Source organism: Streptomyces sp. NPDC127092 (assembly GCF_042722475.1).
GTDB lineage: Bacteria > Actinomycetota > Actinomycetes > Streptomycetales > Streptomycetaceae > Streptomyces.
This window is the reverse complement of record NZ_JBHXFE010000372.1, coordinates 1-600: the sequence shown is the minus strand read 5'-3', so window position 1 is coordinate 600 and position 600 is coordinate 1. Positions and strand designations below refer to the sequence as shown.

Below are 600 nucleotides of genomic sequence, written 5' to 3'. Positions count from 1 at the left end.
GGCCAGAGGTGCTCGGCGAGGTCCAGGGCCCCGTGCCGGGCGGCGAGGGCGTCCACGGCGGCGTCGGAGAGGTAGCTGAGGGTGACGCCGCGGGGCACGAAGGCGTCCACCTCGGCCTTGGGCAGGTACGGGATGCCGCGGCGGGACATCAGGTGCAGGCGCGGCTCGTCCCCCGACGGCTCGTACCGCAGGGCCCGGCCGGGTCCGTCGCCGGTGCGGCGGTACACCCCGCCCCGGCCCTGGGTGAGCTGGGCCAGCAGGTCGAACGCGTTCAGGCCCATGCCCCGCACGAGGACGTCCGCCCCGGCCTCCACGGTCTCCCAGTCCACGTCCGAGGGGATCTGCGGGCCCTGGTAGTGCAGCTCGTCCCTGCCCCGCGCGGCGGCGGCCATCCGGTTCTGGCCGGGGCTGAGCTCCGCCGGCTGATGGCCCAGGCAGAGCACGACGGCGTCCGCGTCGAGCGCGGAGACCGCACCGTCGGCGTCCCGCAGCTCCAGGCGGGCGCCGCCGTCGGGCCGGGGGTGCAGGGCGGTGGCCTCCGCGCGGTGCTCGACGACCTCGACGACCTCGGGGCGGGCGCGCAGCCCCGCGACGACGTCC

At 77.7% G+C, this 600-nt stretch carries 1 protein-coding gene; it reads right to left on the bottom strand.

The annotated features are described in order from the left end of the window. A partial coding sequence (locus ACFWJO_RS40530) for an FAD/NAD(P)-binding protein (protein WP_386873385.1) occupies positions 1-600 on the bottom strand: 600 nt, incomplete at both ends.